A 16,904-nucleotide genomic window follows, 5' to 3' on the forward strand; every position below is an offset into this window, starting at 1 on the left:
TGGCTTGAAACCGATTCAGGTCGGTCTTTTAGGAATTGGTACGGTCGGCGGCGGCGTGTTTGCGGTGCTTGAGCGCAACCAAGAGGAAATACAACGGCGCGCGGGGCGTGGTATTCACATTCATACCGTTGCCGATTTAAATGTTTCTCGGGCTAAAGAATTGGTGCAAGGTCGGGCTCAAGTGGTTGCTGACGCGCGCACGGTAATTGCCGATCCAGAAATTGATATCGTGATCGAACTTATTGGTGGTTATGGCATCGCCAAAGATTTAGTGATGGAAGCCATTGCTGCTGGCAAGCATGTCGTTACCGCAAACAAAGCTTTAATTGCCGTGCATGGAAATGCCATTTTTGCAGCAGCGCATGAAAAAGGTGTCATGGTGGCCTTTGAAGCTGCAGTTGCTGGCGGGATCCCTATTATCAAAGCATTACGCGAAGGCTTATCGGCTAATCGTATTGAATGGATCGCTGGAATTGTTAATGGCACGACCAATTTCATTTTGTCAGAAATGCGCGATAAGGGCTTAGACTTTGCTACCGTCCTGAAGGAGGCGCAACGCCTTGGGTATGCTGAAGCCGACCCTACTTTTGATATCGAGGGTATCGACGCAGCGCATAAAGTGAGCATTATGAGTGCCATTGCATTTGGTATTACGATGCAATTTGAACAGGCCCATATTGAAGGTATTACTCAATTGTCAGCTATCGATATTCGCTATGCCGAGCAACTGGGTTATCGCATTAAATTACTTGGCATTACCAAGCGTACGCCTGCAGGCATTGAACTGCGGGTGCATCCCACCTTAATTCCTGCCAAGCGCCTGATTGCCAACGTTGAGGGGGCGATGAATGCAGTGCAAGTTTTTGGCGATGCAGTAGGCACAACTTTGTATTACGGTAAAGGGGCCGGCTCTGAGCCAACCGCTTCCGCCGTTATTGCCGATTTAGTTGATGTAACTCGCTTAATGACAGCTGATCCGGAAAATCGTGTTCCCCATTTAGCTTTTCAACCCGAGGCGATGCAAAACTTACCTATTTTGCCCATGAGCGAAATTACGAGTAGCTATTACTTGCGCCTATGTGTGGCAGATCAGGCAGGGGTCTTGGCAGAAATTACGAAAATTTTGGCTTCACATCATGTTTCAATTGACGCGCTCATCCAAAAAGAAGCGCTCGAAGGTGAAAGACAAACTGATTTAGTGATGTTAACTCATGCGACTAAAGAAAAAAATATGTTGGCAGCAATTCAAGAGATTCAATGTTTGCCGACTGTTATGGCCGACGTTGTTAAGCTGCGGCTTGAAAACTTATCGTAAGTGCGGCTACGTATAGATAAGCACAATGCTGTATCAATCTACCCGCGGTAATAGCCCGCTAGTCAGCTTTCAGGCCATTTTACTTGGTGGCTTAGCTCCCGATGGCGGTTTATATTTGCCAGTGCATTATCCACAAGTCAGCTCGGCGCAACTCGATGCTTGGCGCAAATTAACGTACGCCGATTTAGCATATGAGGTGTTACATTTGTTTTGTGATGACATACCAGCAGCAGATTTACTTGACATCACTCGTAAAACCTATACCGCAGCGGTTTATTGCAATGGTCGGCGCACTGATTTAGCAAGCGATATTACTCCTTTGCATTATTTGGGAGAAGAGCAGGGTACTAGCCTCAGCCTTTTAAGTCTTTCTAACGGGCCTACCTTAGCGTTTAAGGATATGGCGATGCAGTTGCTGGGCAATTTATTTGAATATGCTTTGCAAAAAACGGGGCAACAACTTAACATCTTGGGTGCGACATCGGGTGATACGGGTAGCGCAGCAGAATATGCCATGCGCGGTAAAGCTGGTATTCAGGTATTTATGTTGTCACCGCAAGGTAAAATGAGCGCGTTTCAAGCCGCACAAATGTATTCTTTACCTGATGCCAACATCCATAATTTAGCGCTTACAGGGGTGTTTGACGACTGCCAAGATATTGTTAAAGCAGTAAGTAATGATCTAGAATTTAAAGCCCGCTACCACATTGGTACTGTGAACTCAATTAACTGGGGGCGGGTTGTAGCTCAGGTCGTGTACTACTTTCAAGCCTATTTTCTGGCCACTAAAGCGAATACAGAGCAGGTGTCTTTTGCTGTTCCTTCAGGCAACTTTGGTAATATTTGTGCAGGCCATATAGCGCGCATGATGGGTTTACCAATCGAGCATTTAGTGTTAGCTACGAATGAAAATAATGTACTTGATGAATTTTTCCGCACAGGCATTTATCGCGCTCGTAAAGCGGCGGAGACTTTACATACCACTAGTCCATCAATGGATATCTCGAAAGCCAGTAATTTTGAGCGCTTTATTTTTGATTTATTAGGTCAAGATGGTCAACGGACTGCTGCTTTATTTAAGCAAGTCGAGAAGACTGGCGGCTTTGATTTATCGACTGACCCAGCCTTTCAAGCGATACAGCAGTTTGGCTTTATTTCTGGAAGTAGTAGTCACCAAAATCGCCTCGACACGATTCGTAATATCGATATGCAGTATGGCGTGATGATCGATCCGCATACCGCTGACGGTGTGCAGGTAGCACGCCATCATCTACAGGCGGGGATACCCATGATTGTGCTTGAAACTGCTCTGCCAATTAAGTTTGCAGAGACCATTGAAGCTGCGCTAGGGCGCCCGGCTGATTGTCCGCCTGCTTTTCAAAGTATTAAAACTTTACCGCAACGGGTGCAGACAATGAGACCCGATGTCAATCAGGTGAAAGCTTTTATTACTTCACATCTTCAATAAAAACTATGCTCACTGCTCAAGAAGCTTTAGATCATTTACTGCCGCATGCTCAGGCGGTTAGCGAAGTAGAGCGTGAGCCAACTCAGACAGCTCTAGGACGAGTGTTGGCAGCTGATTTAGCTAGTTTAGTAGATGTACCGCCCCTCGATAATAGTTCGATGGATGGTTATGCAGTACGTTGTGCCGATTTAAGCGCTGCTGATATGACATTGCACATTGGTCAACGTATTCCTGCGGGAACAGTTGGTCAGACATTAGAGTTAAGGCAAGCTGCACGTATTTTCACTGGCGCTCCGATTCCTGAGGGTGCAGATGCGATAGTCATGCAAGAAGAAACCAGCTTGTTACCAAGTGAAATTGCGGGACAAACAGATCGCGTACAGATTCTGCATTTACCTCTCGCGGGGCAATGGATTCGTCGCCGTGGCGAAGATCTTACAGCCGGCAAAGTGGCCTTGTCAGCGGGTACTTTTTTACGTCCCCAAGAATTGGGGGTTGCTGCATCTGCTGGTCTTACCCATTTAATGGTGAAACGCCGCGTGCGAGTTGCTGCATTTTTTACTGGTGATGAACTAGCTTTGCCTGGCGAACCATTAAAGCCTGGCGGAATTTATAACTCGAATCGCGATACTTTATTAGCTTGCTTAAGATCGTTAGGATGTATCCCTACTGATTTAGGTATCGTACCCGATCGCTTAGACGCTACTCGCGCGGCGTTGCGGGCGGCAAGTGTAAATCATGACCTGATCATTACATCAGGTGGGGTTTCGGTTGGGGAAGAGGATCATATTAAGCCCGCTGTTAGCGCAGAAGGACGCTTAGACCTTTGGCAAATAGCAATTAAACCTGGTAAACCATTGGCCTTTGGTGCGGTGCGTAAAGGGGCTGATGTTGCGAGTGGTGAAACTTGGTTTATGGGTCTGCCAGGTAATCCCGTGTCGAGCTTCGTTACATTTTTATTATTTGTCCGGCCATTTATTTTGCGCTTACAGGGTCGTCATGAGATAAACGCACCAAGATATTTTATGCGGGCAGATTTCGATTGGCTCAAAGCCGATCGCCGTAATGAATTCTTGCGAGTTAAGGAGAACGCAGCAGGCGGCCTCGATTTATTTCCTAATCAAAGCTCAGGGGTCTTAACAAGCGCATCATGGGGCGATGGTCTAGTTGACTGTCCGCCAAATCAAGCAATTCAACGCGGTGCAATGGTAACTTATATGCCTTTTAGTGGGCTCCTGAGTTAAGCATCATTCAATCTATAAAATCGTTTAGGATGGCACGATGAAACTACAGTTACGCTTTTTTGCCTCCCTACGCGAAGGCCTCGGTTTAAGCGAGGAATTGGTTAGTGTGCCGCCATCTGTAGTGAATACTGCAGAGTTGCGGATTTGGCTCATGCAGCGGGGTGAAGTTTGGGCGCAATTATTTAATGCCGAACGGCCCATACGTTGTGCTGTAAACCAACACATTGCGGCAGAAGATGTGCGCATCAGCGACGGCGATGAAGTCGCTTTTTTCCCCCCTGTTACCGGCGGCTGAAATGACAGTTCGTATTCAAGTTGCTGATTTTGATTTGAGCACCGAAATTGCTGCGCTACGCTCTGGTGATTTAGAGGTCGGCGCAATTGTTTCTTTTGTCGGTACTGTGCGCGATATGAATAATGGTAGTCAGGTAAACAGCATGGAGTTAGAGCACTATGCTGGCATGACCGAAAAAGCGCTAGCAGCAATTATTGCCGAAGCGAAGGCGCGCTGGCAGATTCGCGACACATTAGTGATTCATCGCATCGGCAAAATGTTGCCTGGCGAGCAAATTGTTTTGGTAGCAGTGACAGGCCAACATCGTGGCGAAGCCTTTGCCGCCTGCGAATTTATTATGGATTACTTAAAAACCGCTGCCCCTTTTTGGAAAAAAGAGGCTACACCCACTGGCGAGCATTGGGTCGATGCTCGCATTACCGATGATGAAGCACTGAAGCGGTGGCAGAAGTAGTAATTTATTGCTATTCAGGTATAGTGAAGAAAAAAGACGATTATTTATTTTATAAATTATTGACCGACATTAAAAAAATTACCCCTAGGAGACAACTATGGTTCAGACAACTATGATTCGTTTATTACAATTAGTGGCTCTTTTTGCCATCAGCTTTTCAAGTGCATTTGCTCAACCTGCAACCGAAGCAGAGGTATCTAAGGCGATGGAAAGGTTGAATGCTGCCATTCTTTCAGGCGATGCGCAAAAGCTCAGTGCAATTTCAGGAGCCCAAGTTAATTATGGGCATTCGGATGGCAGGGTGCAGAACAAAAAAGAATTCATCGATGCTCTAGTTGAACGGAAGTCGGTATTTACTAAAATTGATGTGACTAATCAAAAAATTGTCATGATGGGGGATCTTGCCGTTGTACGTAATCATGTATCGGCTGATATTGCGCCGGGCGGCAAACCAGGGCATGTCGAATTAGAAATTATCTATGTATTTCGAATTGAAGGTGGTGAGTGGAAGTTGATCGGACGCCAGGCATTTAAGATTTAGTTACCCATTACTGCAATTGACTAGGCAATTAAAAATATCCTAAATGTCTCCGGCAGCTTGGTAGGCATATTGATTAAATCACTACTCAGTAATGTGTGTGGGTAGCAATGTGGCATGCAACTCTCAGCTTGACTCTCCTATTTACTCTATACCTTGGCTAAAGCTTGGGCGAGGTCTTCTTTTAAATCATCAATATGTTCAATGCCAACGCATAAACGCACCGTATCTTCGGAAACCCCAGATTTAGCCAATTCTTCTGGCGAAAGCTGGCGATGGGTGGTTGAAGCAGGATGTGTAGCGAGAGAGCGGACATCGCCAATATTGACTAAACGGGTAAATAAATTTAAGGCGTCTAAGAAACGTTCACCCGCAGCTCGCCCACCTTTAACACCAAAAGTCATTAGGCCCGATGCTTTGCCGCCCATTATTCTTTTTACTAAGGCATGGTCAGGGTGGTCGGGTAAGCCTGCATAGTTAACCCACTGCACCTTCGCCTGTTGTTTCATAAAATTAGCTACCGCTAACGTATTTTCACAAATACGATCCATGCGCAGCGGCAAGGTTTCAATTCCTTGCAAAATTAAAAAGGCATTAAACGGTGAAATAGCAGCGCCCATATTTCTTAGTGGTACTACCCGTGCGCGACCAATATAAGCTGCGGGTCCTAACGCTTCGGTATAAACCACGCCGTGATAACTCACATCGGGCTCATTAAGTCGCTTAAATTTTTCTTTATGTTCGGCCCAAGGAAACTTGCCAGAATCAATGATGGCGCCGCCTAAGCTATTGCCATGGCCACCCATATACTTGGTTAAAGATTGCACCACAATATCGGCACCATGCTCAATGGGGCGGCATAAATAGGGGCTAGGTACCGTGTTATCAACAATGAGAGGGACGCCATGGCGGTGTGCCATTTCCGCTATGGCAGCAATATCAGTCACGTTACCTTGGGGATTGCCCAACGATTCAACATAAATTGCTTTGGTACGGGCATCGATTAGCGGCTCAAAACTTTTGGGATCACGATAATCGGCAAAGCGAGTTTCAATTCCATATTGAGGCAATGTATGAGCAAATAAATTGTAGGTTCCGCCATAAAGGGCATTTGAAGAAACGATGTTATCGCCCATTTCAGCGATAGTTTGAATTGCGTAAGTGACTGCAGCTTGCCCTGAAGCCAGTGCGAGGGCAGCGATGCCGCCCTCGAGCGCAGCCACACGTTCTTCAAGCACTGATTGGGTTGGATTCATAATACGGGTATAGATATTGCCAGGCACTTTTAGATCGAATAAGTCGGCCCCATGCTGTGCGCTGTCAAAGGCGTAGGCTACTGTTTGGTAAATTGGGGGCACTACTGCCTTGGTAACTGGATCGGGTTTGTAGCCAGCATGTACAGCCTTAGTTTCAAATTTCATATGGTTGCCTCCGGATTAAGACGTTTATTAGTAGTTAGTGTAATTGAGCCCGATAAGATTGGGGTAATTATCAAAAAATTGACAATCAGGAATAGAATTTCTATCTTAATTAGGATAAACATCTGTTTTATAAGGGGTTGGCGATGAATTCACCCAAAAAAGTCATTGGCTTTATTAATCTGGCGCATTTTATTGATCACTATGCCATGCTGGTGTTTGCAGCCGCAGTCATTGTGATGGCGCCAGTATTTAATATGACCTATGCGCAGCTACTGCCGTATGCTACCCCTGGCTTTATTGCCTTTGGTGCTGGGTCGTTAATTAGCGGGTGGCTAGGCGATCGCTGGAGTAGAAGAAATATGCTTGCCATCTTTTTTATTGGCATGGGATCTGCCCTCTTAGGCACTGCCTTGATACAAACACCAATGCAGCTAGGGATTGCACTATTTGCAGTTGGGATCATTGCTTCGATCTATCACCCTGTAGGCATGGCTATGCTGACGTCTTACTCAGCAAAACTGGGGAGGGAACTAGGTATCAACGGTGTTTACGGTAACTTAGGAGTAGCCTCATCAGCACTCATCACGGGCTTAATTTGTGAATATTTAGGCTGGCGTTGGGCTTTTGTTTTACCCGGTGTCATTGCCATCGTCATTGGGCTCATTTTTATGAAAACCATTCATGATGAAAAAATTGCCAAAAAATCCTTGGGCGTGGGTAATGCCAGAGTATCAAAAAATGTGATGGCGCTAGTGGTGGTGTCCTTAGTCTTGACAATTATTGCTAGCTCAACCACTTTTAATGCGATCACGGTAGCGCTGCCAAAATTATTTCAAGAAAGACTCGCCGAGATCACCCAAAATACTGCGCTTTTAGGTTTAATTGCTTCTACGGTTTATGTGTTTGGTGCTTTAGCCCAATATACGATTGGTAATTTGCTGGATAAATATCCGCTTAAAAAGATTTTTATGCCACTAGCTATTTTTTTAGTAGCGATGCTGTATGTTGCAGCAGAAACATCTGGTTTTATGCTAATTCTCGTTTCGATTGGGATTGTGATTAGTATTTTTGGTCAGGTAACTGTAAACGACACGATGGTTGGTAAATATACTTCGGATGAGTGGCGCGCCCGCGCTTTTGCGGTTCGCTATTTCCTGGGCTTTACTGCAGCAGGCGCTTCGGTAGGCTTAGTGGCCTTACTCTATGCCAACGGTGGTTTTACTTTAATGCTGCAGGCCTTTGCAGCATTTTGCTTCTTGGTTGTGATTGGCGCCTTTATCTTCCCTACCGAACAAATGAAGACTTCTGCCTAACCGATTCAGCCCAGCCATAAGCCTATATTTTAATTGGGTTTAGAGCGCCTAATTGATATTTTTAAGAATATGTTGCGGCTAGTCTTGACTCTGGCTGGACCACGATGTAATGTAAGCGAATGGCAAGTGGGTTAAGGTGCGAATTATTTCACTTGCTTTACGGTGAATATTTTTGCTTAACGAAAGGATATTGAATATGCTTTTTACTGAATCTCAAAGCCCGATGGATAAGATTTTGAAACTAGCTGGTATTGCTGGAATGATTATTAGTATTACCACTGCATTTTATTTAATTTTCCCTGCTGGCCAGTCAAAAGTCGCTGTATTTTTAGCGTCTTTAGGTATAGCGCTTTTTTTAAGTTATTTGTCTTTTGCAATTCAGGATAAATCAGCCGGTTAAGTTCTTAATAATTCAGCATTTGGCTGCTTGAATCATGACTCTCGAGTGAGGGTCATTTTTTTTGGGGTAAGCGAGCTTTTTAGTTAAGCTTATTAGTTGCCATAATTGCATGGCATACCCATGCAACCGCCCTCAGTAATTTGATTCTGAATCGTGTTTTGCATGCCGGGGGATGAGTCCGAATAGGGCGCAACCTGACAGCCATAGATGGCAATGGATAGCAAAAATAAGGCAATTATTTTGTTCATTTCAAACCTATTAAAGGGGCACGGTAAGGCGTTAGGCTAATCATAAAGCAAGCTCTAATATCGGCTTTGATTTTATCCAATTCTCGGATTTATGGTCGATTGATAGTGTGGTTAATTTTTTTCATCAGTCCACCATAGCCCCGCACAAAATGGCCCACCATGCGCGGTGAAAATGTCATAGCCACCAACCAATACAGGGACCACAAGTAGCGCCCCTCAGAAACGCCAAAGCACCCCATACCAAGAAAGAATGCAAGAATTAGTTTCCTACCAAGCCCAGGGGGTAGCCAGCGGCTAAATAAGGCAGGCGCTTGCGGAGTAAGGGTTGACTGCTCGGTAAATTCTTCTGATTTAGACTTTTCGTTCATGCTCGAATTGATCTCATTAATATAATCCGCCAATCTTATCTGAAGTACCTATTTTAGGGTGTTATTGTTGCACCTATGACAAATGTCGCTAATTCTGAAATTGAAATCACCCCTGAATATGAGGCGGTGATGGAGGCAATTGCTCGGGGTGACCCCTATATTTTTGTGAGTGGCAAAGCAGGCACTGGCAAGACAACCTTAATTGGCTATTTACGTGAAAACCTTGCTGGCAATGTAGTGGTCTTGGCCCCTACTGGAGTAGCAGCCTTGCAAGTGCGTGGTGTGACCATCCACTCTTTTTTTCGTTTTCCTCCTCGACTAATATTTCCTGAAGAAGATATTAAGGTGCTGCGCGATAAGCGCCTGTATGAAGGGATGCGCTTACTCATTATTGATGAAATTTCAATGGTGCGTGCCGACTTGATTGATGCAATGGATTTATTTTTACGCGCGAATGGGCCCAAACGAGGAGAGCCTTTTGGCGGTATACAAGTTATGTTTGTAGGTGATTTATTTCAATTACCTCCGGTCGTAAGAAGTGAAGATATGGAAATATTGCGTGAGCGCGGTTACGAAGGCGCTTACTTTTTTTGTGCCATGGTCTTGCATCGTAAAGCGGTAACCATGATTGAGCTACAAAAAATATTTCGCCAAAAAGATGGTGAGTTTACGCAGATGCTGAATCAAATTCGGCTGAATGAAGATATTGATGCGACCTTAGAGCGTCTTAACGCCCAATGCTTTCAATCAGCGACAACAGCCAAGCAAGATCTTGACCCGTTAAGTATCACTCTCACTACTACCAATGCACGGGCCGACCAAATTAATAATAGTGAACTTGTAGCAATTACTTCTCCGGCAAAAACATATTTAGGTAAGCTAGATGGCAAATTTAATATCGACGAGCGCAACCTTCCTTCGCCCCTTCATTTAGCCTTAAAAATTGGCGCAAAAGTTATGTTTACTGCCAATGACAAAGACTTTCCAAAGAAGTGGGTCAATGGCAGTATTGGGGTGGTGAAGGAATTAAAAAGCGATGCGGTCAAGGTCGAGATTCAGAGTGCTTCCTACATGAATACAGTGGAGGTTAAGTCATTTGATTGGGAATCTTATCAATACGCAATTGAGATGATGTCGGGAAAAATAAAGCCCAATGTAGTTGGCACCTATACCCAAATTCCTTTAATGTTGGCCTGGGCCGTAACCATTCATAAGAGTCAGGGTAAAACCTTAGATAAGGTAAGAGTAGATCTTTCCTCGGGTACGTTTGCTTCGGGTCAGGTTTATGTGGCCTTAAGTCGCTGCCGTTCAATTGAGGGCATCAGCTTACAAAAACCGATTCAAGTAAGGGATGTGCAATGCGATCCTGAAATTAAGCGCTTTTATGTCGCTTGTTTAACATAGCTAGCGTATTTGAGATAATTTATCGATGAATTCAATTCACCTTAACTTAGAGCATTTTTCCTTTACTGATCTGGCGATTCAATCTGCTTTTGGATTAGGGGGTTTAGTCTTCATCTTGTTATTTCATGGCATTACGATTAACTTTATTTTGATGCGTTTTAATAACATCACCAAATTAGATTTTGTCAGTAAAAAATTCAATTTAGTACTATTTCATTTCTATTTATCATTTGCTTTTATTGCTTTAATTCATATTATTGAAGTGATTCTGTGGGCTGTAATGTTGTTATTACTAGGTTTAGTGCTGAACCCTATCGAAGCCATTTTATTTGCTGGAAGTACCTACACCACAATTGGTTTCATTAGCAATATCATGCCTTTTGAATGGAAAGTATTACCCCTCTTTATTGCCTTTTCTGGCCTATTTTCTGTAGCTTGGACTACTTCGATCATGATTGGTATGACGAATATCTATCGAGATGCGTGGCTGAAAAAACGCGGTGATTTGTAATGCCGATTTTTGCGGTTGGCTGCGGAGCTGGTTTTTCGGGTGATCGTACCGATGCAGCTGCACCCGTGGTGCAAACCTTAATCGAGCGGGGCGGTCCTGCGGCCATTATTTTTGAGAATTTGGCAGAAAGAACCTTAGCAAGCCATCAATTAGCTAAACGCGCTAACCCACAATTAGGGTATGAGCCTTTATTAGAACTTGAGCTGGAGCCTATATTGGCGGCTTGCTTGCAGCATCAGATCACCATTGTCGGTAATTTTGGTGCAGCAAACCCAGAGGGGGCTGGCAAAGTCATTCAGGCTTTGGCAAAACGCCTTGGTTTACCTAGCCCTCGGATTGCAATTGTGGTGGGCGATAGGTTGGATGGTAAAAAAGTTGAGACCTTATTGCGCCAGCATTTAGGCGAACAATTTGATGCGGCGAATTTCGTCTGTGCGAATGCATACCAAGGTGCGCGAGAAATTGCCAATGCAATTTTGGCAGGTGCACAAATTGTCGTAACTGGCCGTGTTGCTGATCCATCGCTTACCCTAGGGCCTGCCATGGCATATTTTGGCTGGAGTGACAATAATTGGAATGCGCTTGCAGGTGCAACGATGGCTGGGCACTTGTTGGAATGTGGTGCGCAAGTGACTGGAGGATACTTTGCTGATCCTGGAGTGAAGGATGTGCCCGAGATTCATAACATTGGTTTTCCAATTGCAGAAATTGCATTTGATGGTAGCTGTGTGATAACCAAAGCAAGCAATACCGGCGGCTTGGTTGATGAACGGACCGTAAAAGAACAACTTTTATATGAACTCCATGATCCTGCTGCCTATATTACGCCTGATGTGGTGGCTGATATTACTCAGGCTACAGTAACTGAAATCGCCCCGCATCGAGTGCGCTTATCTGGTGTTTTGGGTCACCCGCGCACTAATACATTAAAAACAAATGTTTTTTTTGATGGCGGTTGGTTTGGCGAGGGGGAGATTTCGTATGCCGGGCCAAATGCAAAAGGCAGGGCAAGACTTGCAATGGAAATACTACAAAATCGTTTGGGTTCAGCGATGACCTTACGTTTTGATTTAATTGGTATCAGCAGCATTTTTGGTGATGATGCCAATAGTTTTCTCAAAAATGCAATAAAAAATCCTACCCATGGTGAAATTCATGATGTACGTTTACGCGTTGCAGGGCAACACTGTGATTTGAAAATGATTGATTTACTCCTCCGCGAAGTAACAGCATTGTGGACCGGTGGTCCTGCAGGTGGCGGCGGCGTTCGCGTAGCGAAAAGACCAAGACTTTCTATCCAATCTTGCTTAATTGAGCGTGAGCACGTTCCCGCTACATTTTATTTTTTGTCAGACTGCTGATGAACTCGATCACCTTATATGAATTAGCGCATGCCCGTACGGGCGATAAAGGTAACTGCTCTAATATTAGCGTTATTGCTTATCAATTAGCGGACTATGAATGGTTAGTAGAACAGCTTACAGTAGAGCGGGTTGCTACCCATTTTGCCTTTCGCCACCCCACTCAGGTCGTACGGTATTTGCTACCAAAGCTGGGTGCTATGAATTTTGTGCTCGAAGGCGTTTTAGATGGTGGTGTAAATGATTCCCTGAATTTAGATATGCACGGTAAAGCCCTATCATTTCATTTACTTACCATGGAAATTCAGTCAAAATAAACCATTAAAAAAAGGAAAAGCCATGCTCGAGACTAAAGATAAGTTATTTAAGCGTTTACCGTTTTTTATAGTTATTACCAGCTTGTTGATCGGATTGACAACTGGAGTTCAAGACGCTAATGCACAAGCAACAGCGCAAAACTATCCCAATAAACCGATTAAAGCGATTGTGCCTTTTGCTGCTGGTAGTGCTACTGATCAGATTGGCCGTGCTTTTGCAGCCAAGATGTCGGAGATTTTAGGTCAGCCGATAGTGGTTGAGAATAAACCGGGCGCTAACGGCATGTTAGGCGCTGATGCGGTAGCCAAGGCTGATCCTGACGGCTATACGATTTTAATTGGCACCAATAGTACCAATGCAGCATTAAAAAGTTTAATGAAGAAATTGCCTTACGATCAAGATACTGCTTTTGAGGCCATTGGTTTCATGGGTGAAGTACCCCTTATTGTGACGATTAATAATGAAATTCCTGCTAAAACACTCAAAGAGTTTATCCAGATCGCTAAAGATTCTCCTGGTAAAGTCACTTTTGCAAGCGCAAGCAGTTCACAGCTAGTTTCGAGCTCAGTTTTAGCCTCGATGACTGGAGTGAAGATGATTAATGTGCCTTATAAAAGCGGCCCCAATGCGATGACCGATTTAATTGGTGGGCAGGTGATGATGTTTACCGCCGACTTTGCAGTAACCTTGCCCCAAGTTCAGGCTGGCAAAATTCGGGGCTTAGCCGTAACTTCGTTAAAACGATCTAAAGCTATTCCTGAATTACCCACCGTAAATGAAGCCTTAGGTATTAAAGGCTATGAAATTATTGCGTACTTTGCTGCTTATGCCCCAGCTAAAACTCCGCCAGCAATTATTCAAAAGCTAAATGAGGCTTTGAATCAAACTGCTCGTAACAAGGACGTTCAAGAACGTTTTGCTTCATTAGGTTTTGAGGTTGAGCCAGGACCACCGTCTGCCTTGGCTAAGCGCAATACACTTGAAACCATCAAGTGGGCCAAGGCCATTAAAGATGCGGGAATTGAGCAGCAGTAAAATGGAAACACAGTAAGCAGCCCTTTGTTAGGGCTCGCTTAACTCTTTCAGTAGACGAAAAATTTCCCGATATGATTTGGGTGGTTTATTTAACTCCTTCTCTTTGCGGGCACTGCGAATTAAATTCCGCATCGTTTGAATGTCTAAGGCAGGATAGAGCTCAATCAGTTTAGTTAGTGCGCCATCATCGGCAATGAGTTTATCGCGCATGGCTTCGAAGCGATGCATTTTTGCCGTTTCAGCCCGACTAAGGCCTTGAATTGCATCAAGGCGTAACTGAATAGCGGCAATTTCAGCTTCATCTAAAAAGCGCATGAGTTTGCCTAAATGTTGTTTGTGTCTTTTAATTGCCCCAAAAGTTTTAATCTTTTTGGTTTCGGCAATTTCAGCACGTAGGCTTTCTTCGATTGGAATACTAGCCAGCGCATCGCTGCTGAGTTCAGAAAGAACTTCAGCCAATTTTTGACGTTGGGTCATTTGGCGTTTAAGCGCGGATTTGCTGGGCCCTAGCTCTTCTTCATCGGCATTAAAAATCATCAGTCATTTTAACCACCCCTAAGCTTATTTTAGGTAAGATAGCATCTATGATGACTACTTACCGCTTACGACCTTTGCTTTGCGCTTGCTTAGCTAGTTTTTTGCTGGGGCTTTCTTGCCATACGCAAGCCGCTTATCCGGATAAACCGATCAAAATTGTGATCGGCTTTCCTGCTGGCGGCCCTTTAGATACTCATATTCGACTCTTAACTGATAAGTTACAGGCCATTTTGGGTCAGCCTATTTTGGTTGATTACAAAGCAGGTGCTGGAGGAACGGTTGGGGCACTCTTTGTGGCTCAGTCGCCTGCAGACGGCTACACCCTATTGCTCGGTAATACTGGTACGATGGTCATTAACCCTGCTATTTACACGCCACCACCTTATATTTTATTGAATGATTTTCAGCCGGTCGCTCGTACTGCACAACAAGCCCTTGGTTTAATTGTCAATAATGATGTGCCAGTCAAAACCCTTAAAGAATTTATTGCCTACGCAAAAGCGAACCCAGGCAAATTAAATTATGGCTCTGCAGGCAACGGCGGGATTTCTCATTTAGTACCAGAAATGCTAAAACAGGAAACTGGAATTGATATAGTGCATATTCCATTTAAAGGTAGTGCACCCGCTTTTACTGATTTGATGGCTGGACACGTCCAATTTATGGCGGAATCGATTCCTCAAGTAGCAAATTATGCAAAACAAGGCAAAATTAAAGTATTAGCAGTAACTAGTAAAACTAGAAGTATTGCTTTACCTGAAGTACCAACGGTAATTGAAACGGGTGTAGCTAACTTAGAGGTGGTCGGATTTTACGGTGTACTTGCACCGCGTAATACGCCCGCAGAGGCGATTCAAAAATTGAGTAATGCCTTTAAACAAACGCTTGAAACACCGACAATTCAAGAGCGCATGATAGCGCAAGGGGCAGACCCCGCCTTTTTAAGTGCTGAACAATTCACGAAGTTTTTAGCTATTGAAACGCCTCGATGGGCTAAAGTAGTGAAGCAGGCTGGGGCAAAATTAGATTAATTTTATTGATTGATCAAGAGATTTTGGCCTGTCATCTTGGGGGCGAAACCAGCGGCCTCTAATGTTTCAAGTATGACTCGGTTGGTGGCAAAATGCACCGGGGTGTAATCAAACGCACTACAGCAAGGACGCACGACTAAAACGGGTCCAACTAAATTCAGGTCGCCGATATCAATTACTACCGCTGGGTTAGCCAGAACACCAGGTATGGCCGCAACTTTTTCACGTAATAAAGTCATCGCCGCTTGATAATCTACTCCGCTAGTGAGCTGCACCTTAAGGTGAAGTCGTCGATAAGCATTGCTACTAAAATTTTGGATCGTATCACTAAAAATTTTATTATTCCCGATTAGCGTTGCGACGTTATCAGCCGTAGTAATGGTAGTAGAGAAGAGCCCAATTTGCGTAATATTGCCATTAATGCCGCCCGCTACCACGTAGTCGCCCACCTTAAATGGACGAAGCACAATGAGAAAAATACCCGCTGCCAAGTTGGCTAACAACCCCGCCCAGGCGGCGCCAATGGTAATACCAAGGGTGGCAAATAGCGCGGCAAAGCTCGTGGTTTGGAGGCCAAAATTACCTAAGATGCCAATGATTAGCAGAATATTCAGAATTACTGAAATTGCTGCGGCCACATAGTTCTCGACGGTTGGGTCTAGAACTTTTTTTTCCATCCAAGCGCGAACTAATTTAACAGTAAACTGAATTAAAGCTCGTCCAATAAACCAAAATAAAATCGCCGCAACAATTTTTAGACCAATATCAGTTACCGCAGTAAGAATGATATTTTGCATGCGAGTGAAATCGATTTCGGACAGATTCATGATTAAGGTTTATTGAGTTGCAGATCAAGGCCAATTAAATTAACGGGCAAAACTTTGATGATGCCGTGACGAGGGCCGTCAATATCCGCGATCAGAAAAAACGATACTGAAACCACTAGCGGAATTGATAAAAAAAGCGTGCGATTCGCTTTAAAGCTATTGGCGCTAAAACCCACAGCAATGCTCGCAAAGATAGCGATAATAAACAATAAAGCCCAGGCGGGAGCAGGAATACGATTGAGCCAGGCAGCTTGGGTATAACTAGCAGAATTAATGACATCATTCATGCCAGCAGCCACTAAGGCATGAATGGGCGTTTGGTGCTCTTTCAGTGCGGGTAAAACAGTGGTCCATAGTAGATTTTGTTGGCGCTCTAGTTCGATATCGAGTTTTTGAATGTCGCTGGGAGCGAGTGCTTGATATTCGGCAATGCGATATTGCAAGTATTTTTTGAGGTTTAATTTTGTCGCTGTAGCATAGGCGGTCGGCAATAGATCGGCGCGCAGATATTCGGTGCCAATTGCATTGGCCTCAGCCTCTTCATACAATTTACGTTGGTCATAGCGGTTAATCGACATGGAAAAGGTAAAACCGATCATGAGGGCTAATAAGGTAAGTGTGGCGTTTTGCACAATCGATGCATCGGCCGTACTTTGGGGATTGCGCTTCACTTCGATGCGACGCAAGGCGGCGCCAAGCGAAACGGCTGCAGAAAGTACGGAAAAGGTGATGAGTAGTACCCATAAGGGGTGATCAAGAATTGGGCGCATTAGATTCATAGGTGCATTATAGAAGTTTGGCTCTTGCTTTTGGGCA

The 16,904-nt window shown here is 44.4% G+C and carries 20 protein-coding genes; 14 read left to right on the forward strand and 6 right to left on the reverse strand.

Annotated features, from left to right (window positions below):
• Positions 1–4: 4 nt before the first annotated feature.
• The 6 genes from LZT22_RS06475 to LZT22_RS06500 all read left to right on the forward strand — a co-directional run bounded on the left by LZT22_RS06475 (position 5) and on the right by LZT22_RS06500 (position 5,317).
• Positions 5–1,315, forward strand: coding sequence for a homoserine dehydrogenase (locus tag LZT22_RS06475; protein ID WP_233924381.1), 1,311 nt, complete (start codon positions 5–7; stop codon positions 1,313–1,315).
• 25 nt (positions 1,316–1,340) lie between these two features.
• Entirely contained in the window at positions 1,341–2,783 is a 1,443-nt protein-coding gene (gene thrC / locus LZT22_RS06480) for a threonine synthase (protein WP_233924248.1), read from the forward strand.
• A gap of 5 nt (positions 2,784–2,788) precedes the next feature.
• Positions 2,789–4,027 (forward strand): gephyrin-like molybdotransferase Glp, encoded by a 1,239-nt coding sequence (gene glp, locus LZT22_RS06485; protein WP_233924249.1) that lies wholly within the window; start codon positions 2,789–2,791, stop codon positions 4,025–4,027.
• Positions 4,028–4,064: 37 nt separating this feature from the next.
• Complete coding sequence (moaD, locus tag LZT22_RS06490) at positions 4,065–4,322, forward strand: molybdopterin converting factor subunit 1 (protein ID WP_233924250.1); 258 nt, start codon at positions 4,065–4,067, stop codon at positions 4,320–4,322.
• A 1-nt stretch (position 4,323) separates the two neighbouring features.
• Positions 4,324–4,776 (forward strand): molybdopterin synthase catalytic subunit MoaE, encoded by a 453-nt coding sequence (gene moaE / locus LZT22_RS06495; RefSeq protein WP_233924251.1) that lies wholly within the window; start codon positions 4,324–4,326, stop codon positions 4,774–4,776.
• 97 nt (positions 4,777–4,873) lie between these two features.
• Positions 4,874–5,317 carry a nuclear transport factor 2 family protein gene (locus tag LZT22_RS06500; RefSeq protein WP_233924252.1) on the forward strand — a complete coding sequence of 148 codons (444 nt, stop codon included), beginning with the start codon at positions 4,874–4,876 and terminating at the stop codon, positions 5,315–5,317.
• Between the two features lie 146 nt (positions 5,318–5,463).
• Here the strand turns inward: LZT22_RS06500 and LZT22_RS06505 are convergent, their stop codons facing one another.
• On the reverse strand, positions 5,464–6,735 hold the full coding sequence (locus LZT22_RS06505; protein WP_233924253.1) for an O-acetylhomoserine aminocarboxypropyltransferase/cysteine synthase family protein: 1,272 nt from the start codon (positions 6,733–6,735) through the stop codon (positions 5,464–5,466).
• A gap of 143 nt (positions 6,736–6,878) precedes the next feature.
• On the opposite strand from LZT22_RS06505, the gene LZT22_RS06510 reads away from it, so the two are divergent.
• Complete coding sequence (locus LZT22_RS06510; protein ID WP_233924254.1) at positions 6,879–8,048, forward strand: MFS transporter; 1,170 nt, start codon at positions 6,879–6,881, stop codon at positions 8,046–8,048.
• Positions 8,049–8,244: 196 nt separating this feature from the next.
• Complete coding sequence (locus tag LZT22_RS06515) at positions 8,245–8,448, forward strand: hypothetical protein (RefSeq protein ID WP_233924255.1); 204 nt, start codon at positions 8,245–8,247, stop codon at positions 8,446–8,448.
• Between the two features lie 92 nt (positions 8,449–8,540).
• Here LZT22_RS06515 and LZT22_RS06520 read toward each other — a convergent pair whose 3' ends face one another.
• Complete coding sequence (locus LZT22_RS06520) at positions 8,541–8,696, reverse strand: hypothetical protein (protein ID WP_233924256.1); 156 nt, start codon at positions 8,694–8,696, stop codon at positions 8,541–8,543.
• A gap of 89 nt (positions 8,697–8,785) precedes the next feature.
• Positions 8,786–9,064: a hypothetical protein gene (locus LZT22_RS06525; protein ID WP_233924257.1), complete on the reverse strand. Its 279-nt coding sequence runs from the start codon at positions 9,062–9,064 to the stop codon at positions 8,786–8,788.
• Positions 9,065–9,139: 75 nt separating this feature from the next.
• Between LZT22_RS06525 and LZT22_RS06530 the strand changes: the two genes are divergently transcribed.
• The 5 genes from LZT22_RS06530 to LZT22_RS06550 are packed head-to-tail and all read left to right on the forward strand — an operon-like array spanning position 9,140 to position 13,693.
• Positions 9,140–10,468, forward strand: a complete 1,329-nt coding sequence (locus LZT22_RS06530) for an ATP-dependent RecD-like DNA helicase (protein ID WP_233924258.1) — start codon at positions 9,140–9,142, stop codon at positions 10,466–10,468.
• Positions 10,469–10,493: 25 nt separating this feature from the next.
• Positions 10,494–10,979: a hypothetical protein gene (locus LZT22_RS06535; protein ID WP_233924259.1), complete on the forward strand. Its 486-nt coding sequence runs from the start codon at positions 10,494–10,496 to the stop codon at positions 10,977–10,979.
• Positions 10,979–12,340, forward strand: coding sequence for an acyclic terpene utilization AtuA family protein (locus tag LZT22_RS06540; protein ID WP_233924260.1), 1,362 nt, complete (start codon positions 10,979–10,981; stop codon positions 12,338–12,340). The genes LZT22_RS06535 and LZT22_RS06540 overlap by 1 nt, the downstream gene beginning before the upstream one ends.
• Positions 12,340–12,657, forward strand: coding sequence for a hypothetical protein (locus tag LZT22_RS06545; RefSeq protein WP_233924261.1), 318 nt, complete (start codon positions 12,340–12,342; stop codon positions 12,655–12,657). Before LZT22_RS06540 ends, LZT22_RS06545 begins: the two co-directional genes overlap by 1 nt.
• Before the next feature lie 22 nt (positions 12,658–12,679).
• Positions 12,680–13,693 (forward strand): tripartite tricarboxylate transporter substrate binding protein, encoded by a 1,014-nt coding sequence (locus LZT22_RS06550; protein ID WP_233924262.1) that lies wholly within the window; start codon positions 12,680–12,682, stop codon positions 13,691–13,693.
• Between the two features lie 27 nt (positions 13,694–13,720).
• Here LZT22_RS06550 and yjgA read toward each other — a convergent pair whose 3' ends face one another.
• Positions 13,721–14,230, reverse strand: a complete 510-nt coding sequence (yjgA, locus tag LZT22_RS06555) for a ribosome biogenesis factor YjgA (RefSeq protein ID WP_233924263.1) — start codon at positions 14,228–14,230, stop codon at positions 13,721–13,723.
• 47 nt (positions 14,231–14,277) lie between these two features.
• Here yjgA and LZT22_RS06560 point away from each other — a divergent pair, with 47 nt between their 5' ends.
• On the forward strand, positions 14,278–15,261 hold the full coding sequence (locus LZT22_RS06560; protein WP_370635193.1) for a Bug family tripartite tricarboxylate transporter substrate binding protein: 984 nt from the start codon (positions 14,278–14,280) through the stop codon (positions 15,259–15,261).
• 2 nt (positions 15,262–15,263) lie between these two features.
• Here LZT22_RS06560 and LZT22_RS06565 read toward each other — a convergent pair whose 3' ends face one another.
• Positions 15,264–16,088, reverse strand: coding sequence for a mechanosensitive ion channel family protein (locus LZT22_RS06565; RefSeq protein ID WP_233924264.1), 825 nt, complete (start codon positions 16,086–16,088; stop codon positions 15,264–15,266).
• 2 nt (positions 16,089–16,090) lie between these two features.
• Positions 16,091–16,867 (reverse strand): hypothetical protein, encoded by a 777-nt coding sequence (locus tag LZT22_RS06570; RefSeq protein ID WP_233924265.1) that lies wholly within the window; start codon positions 16,865–16,867, stop codon positions 16,091–16,093.
• Positions 16,868–16,904 lie beyond the last annotated feature (37 nt).

Source organism: Polynucleobacter sp. IMCC 29146 (assembly GCF_021395195.1).
Classification (GTDB): Bacteria; Pseudomonadota; Gammaproteobacteria; order Burkholderiales; family Burkholderiaceae; genus Polynucleobacter.

Bases quoted from the DNA above. Each gene is read 5' to 3' on its own strand.
- thrC (WP_233924248.1), top strand. From the start codon at position 1,341: ATGCTGTATCAATCTACCCGCGGTAATAGCCCGCTAGTCAGCTTTCAG.
- glp (WP_233924249.1), top strand. From the start codon at position 2,789: ATGCTCACTGCTCAAGAAGCTTTAGATCATTTACTGCCGCATGCTCAG.
- moaD (WP_233924250.1), top strand. From the start codon at position 4,065: ATGAAACTACAGTTACGCTTTTTTGCCTCCCTACGCGAAGGCCTCGGT.
- moaE (WP_233924251.1), top strand. From the start codon at position 4,324: ATGACAGTTCGTATTCAAGTTGCTGATTTTGATTTGAGCACCGAAATT.
- LZT22_RS06500 (WP_233924252.1), top strand. From the start codon at position 4,874: ATGGTTCAGACAACTATGATTCGTTTATTACAATTAGTGGCTCTTTTT.
- LZT22_RS06505 (WP_233924253.1), bottom strand. From the start codon at position 6,735: ATGAAATTTGAAACTAAGGCTGTACATGCTGGCTACAAACCCGATCCA.
- LZT22_RS06510 (WP_233924254.1), top strand. From the start codon at position 6,879: ATGAATTCACCCAAAAAAGTCATTGGCTTTATTAATCTGGCGCATTTT.
- LZT22_RS06515 (WP_233924255.1), top strand. From the start codon at position 8,245: ATGCTTTTTACTGAATCTCAAAGCCCGATGGATAAGATTTTGAAACTA.
- LZT22_RS06520 (WP_233924256.1), bottom strand. From the start codon at position 8,696: ATGAACAAAATAATTGCCTTATTTTTGCTATCCATTGCCATCTATGGC.
- LZT22_RS06525 (WP_233924257.1), bottom strand. From the start codon at position 9,064: ATGAACGAAAAGTCTAAATCAGAAGAATTTACCGAGCAGTCAACCCTT.
- LZT22_RS06530 (WP_233924258.1), top strand. From the start codon at position 9,140: ATGACAAATGTCGCTAATTCTGAAATTGAAATCACCCCTGAATATGAG.
- LZT22_RS06535 (WP_233924259.1), top strand. From the start codon at position 10,494: ATGAATTCAATTCACCTTAACTTAGAGCATTTTTCCTTTACTGATCTG.
- LZT22_RS06540 (WP_233924260.1), top strand. From the start codon at position 10,979: ATGCCGATTTTTGCGGTTGGCTGCGGAGCTGGTTTTTCGGGTGATCGT.
- LZT22_RS06545 (WP_233924261.1), top strand. From the start codon at position 12,340: ATGAACTCGATCACCTTATATGAATTAGCGCATGCCCGTACGGGCGAT.
- LZT22_RS06550 (WP_233924262.1), top strand. From the start codon at position 12,680: ATGCTCGAGACTAAAGATAAGTTATTTAAGCGTTTACCGTTTTTTATA.
- yjgA (WP_233924263.1), bottom strand. From the start codon at position 14,230: ATGATTTTTAATGCCGATGAAGAAGAGCTAGGGCCCAGCAAATCCGCG.
- LZT22_RS06560 (WP_370635193.1), top strand. From the start codon at position 14,278: ATGATGACTACTTACCGCTTACGACCTTTGCTTTGCGCTTGCTTAGCT.
- LZT22_RS06565 (WP_233924264.1), bottom strand. From the start codon at position 16,088: ATGAATCTGTCCGAAATCGATTTCACTCGCATGCAAAATATCATTCTT.
- LZT22_RS06570 (WP_233924265.1), bottom strand. From the start codon at position 16,867: ATGAATCTAATGCGCCCAATTCTTGATCACCCCTTATGGGTACTACTC.